The sequence below is a fragment of the Bacteroides intestinalis genome, assembly GCF_003464595.1.
Lineage (GTDB): Bacteria > Bacteroidota > Bacteroidia > Bacteroidales > Bacteroidaceae > Bacteroides > Bacteroides intestinalis_A.
This window is the reverse complement of record NZ_QRZF01000044.1, coordinates 1-2,733: the sequence shown is the minus strand read 5'-3', so window position 1 is coordinate 2,733 and position 2,733 is coordinate 1. Positions and strand designations below refer to the sequence as shown.

Annotated in this window: 6 protein-coding genes; all 6 read left to right on the top strand. The window is 38.8% G+C overall.

The window, feature by feature from the left end:
- On the top strand, window positions 1–285 hold a 285-nt coding region (locus DWW10_RS26280; protein WP_205125559.1), incomplete at its 5' end, for a hypothetical protein.
- Between the two features lie 36 nt (window positions 286–321).
- On the top strand, window positions 322–801 hold the full coding sequence (locus DWW10_RS25490; protein ID WP_005868767.1) for an LPD28 domain-containing protein: 480 nt from the start codon (window positions 322–324) through the stop codon (window positions 799–801).
- 56 nt (window positions 802–857) lie between these two features.
- The gene (locus DWW10_RS25485) at window positions 858–1,121 is read left to right on the top strand and encodes a hypothetical protein (RefSeq protein ID WP_005868765.1); all 264 of its coding nucleotides are present in this window, start codon (window positions 858–860) and stop codon (window positions 1,119–1,121) included.
- A gap of 33 nt (window positions 1,122–1,154) precedes the next feature.
- On the top strand, window positions 1,155–1,862 hold the full coding sequence (locus DWW10_RS25480; RefSeq protein ID WP_008782409.1) for an N-6 DNA methylase: 708 nt from the start codon (window positions 1,155–1,157) through the stop codon (window positions 1,860–1,862).
- A 29-nt stretch (window positions 1,863–1,891) separates the two neighbouring features.
- Complete coding sequence (locus DWW10_RS25475; protein WP_005868762.1) at window positions 1,892–2,215, top strand: hypothetical protein; 324 nt, start codon at window positions 1,892–1,894, stop codon at window positions 2,213–2,215.
- Between the two features lie 44 nt (window positions 2,216–2,259).
- A complete protein-coding gene (locus DWW10_RS25470; RefSeq protein ID WP_224263218.1) occupies window positions 2,260–2,568 on the top strand; it encodes a hypothetical protein in 309 nt (102 codons plus the stop codon).
- The last annotated feature ends 165 nt before the right edge of the window (window positions 2,569–2,733 follow it).

Below are 2,733 nucleotides of genomic sequence, written 5' to 3'. Positions count from 1 at the left end.
CCTTTGTTTTTGAACGGCAAATTTATTTCGGTGGATGGATACGAAAGAGTTCCGGTCTTCGCCCTTTGTCCCGAAAAAAATAACGCCGGACGGCTTCGCTGTCCCCAACATTTTTTGTCGTCCAAAACTTTTCTTAATCCCTCCTTCCTTATTGTTGTGTGCCGTAAAAAAAAGGCTCATAAACTCAGATGGGGCATGAAAGCTCAAAAAAAAAGTCGGCAGAAAGAAAAGGCCATCCCGGAAAGGGGTTTTAAAAAAAGGTCTTTAAATCTAGCTGAAGCATAAAATTAGAAGTTTAACAATCCCAAAAAACAACGAGTTATGTCACGAGTACACTATTTAGAAGGAGATTATGAACAGTTAGTTATTAATGAAACGATAGACGGTCTTTTTTCCAGTTATCGTATAGACCGCAATTCATTGCCAAAAGGATTTTTCCTTTATGAGATTAGATGGGATGACAGCTTATCTTCATTGGCAGAGATTAGCCCCTCTGTGGTGGTGAATCATGCAGGTTCATTCATTACAAAGTCACCCCTTGAATTTGATGCAAACAATAGCATACGGATAACCTATACCAATTTTATCGAGTTCTGCCAGTTTGGTGAGTGGGCTTATGAGAAACTGGCTGTATTGGATTGTAATTCCGGTAATGTTGCGGTGATAAGCCCAGACAGGAGATTGCAGACCACTGAAGAGATTGAGATTTTTTTGAGTGGGCATTGTGGCTATCATCTGAGTGAGATTAATTGGATGGTGATGAAAGGCGATGTGCTGTTTTTGAACGAGAACGATTTTTAATGAGTATAACCGTAACTGCCTCTTGGAATGGGGCAATTACATAAAATATTATAAGTATGAAGTGGATAGATAAGATGGTAGAACGCATTACCCGAAAAGAAACTGCTTTAAATGACCACTTTTGTGTAAATCGGCATACGGTTGTATGTCAGAGTGGTATGACTGATTATGTTTCTGTAACGATTGATAATACCGATGGTTTTGATTTCGATTTTTGGACAAAACAACTTTGTTTTGAGAAGGACTGTAAATATCGCTCGGAGATAAAAGCGGCTTTTGATAAAATCTATGGCACAAGGAATATAGAATGTTGTGAATAATGAAGTCAGAAAAGTATGATACCAAAGGAGATAATGAAACTTTATGAAAAGCTTGCTTTCAGTCGGGGATATGAAGAAGCCTTTCGGGATTTTTTGGATGTTTGTCTTTACTATTTGTCTGTCGGGATGTTGGCGGAGGATTATCGTAGAGTGGAAAAAAGATATAAGCCATATGAAATGGAACTTTTTGTTCAAATGTTTTATAGGGTGTCTGAATATTCGGAAGGATTTTGCGATGTCTTGGGAGATATGTTCATGGAGTGTGTCAGTCATGGGAATAACGGACAGTTCTTTACCCCGATACACGTTGCTGATTTGATGGCATGTATGGGGGGAAATAGGCTGAAACCTAAACAGTCGGTCTGTGATTCGTGCTGTGGTTCCGGCAGGATGCTACTTTCCGCTGTAAAAAAATGTGCGGAAGAGAATGATGGAGGAAGGCTTTTTTGTTATGGCTCGGATATAGATTTGATTTGTGTAAAGATGACCGTTGTCAATCTGATGATGAATAGCGTACCCGGTGAAGTCGCATGGATGAATACATTGACAATGCAGCATTGGAGAAGTTATCATATAGATTTACAGCTGATAGCCGGAGTATGGTTGCCTATTTTAAAGATAACGGAAGCAGGTGACACTTCTTTTATTAGGAAACTTGAAAATGCAATGGAGGATAATTCTGAATTGAAGAGGTCGATTCAGAGCAACGCAAGGGCTACGCAGCTGACTTTTGATTTTTGACAAGATAAATATGTAAAAAGGATTTTGGTATGAAAGCAATAAGAACAAAAGAGGTGAATGAGAACGTCAAAGCGGCGAACAGTTGTTTGCGTAAAGCGAAATGGCAGGCTAAGGAATTGGCTGTTTTTACAGGTGAAGTAGTGCGTCTGATGGATAAGGAAGGGCATTCTCTACAAGGGTTCTTTAATCGGGTGGAGTTTGTTCTGGTGGACGGCACTATTAAATTCCGTGTAGTTATAAATCCTATTCTTGAATGTGAGAACTGTATAATGGCTTCTTGCCATGAAGACTATCTTTATGAGGTGGTCTCGGTGGAAAAGTTTACCTATAAAAATTATAGGTATCATTTGTAATGATATTGTATTTTAATGATTATAAACTGATTTATATTATAACAATGATGGGCAAAATTAATAATATTCCCGTTTTGAATGAAGATGTTATTCGTTTGGTTGTACTCAATGAGGAAATTATTGGGTATATCTATCCACGAAGGACTTCTTATGTGGTGGCATTGGAGATAAAGCCGGGACGTACTACCTCTTTGGCTACATCTGTCAATAAACAATGCATGGTTTTGTTGAGTGATAAGGTTCGTTTGGCCACGGAACAGGATTTCGATGATTTTCATATATGCTTTGATGGTTTCAGAAATAACACTATGTATTGTTATAATCAGGGAACGGAACCTATATACCTTCAATGAAGCACATTCTCCCTTCTTTTGGATTAGGGAAGGGAGGGTATTTTGCTGTCCGCTACTTTTTGGCAAGCACCCCAAAAAAGTAGCAAAAAACGCTTGGAGTTACTGGTAATCCCATTAATTTGCGTTCACGCAGTATTCTTTCCCACCCTCCCCTTCATCGGAATG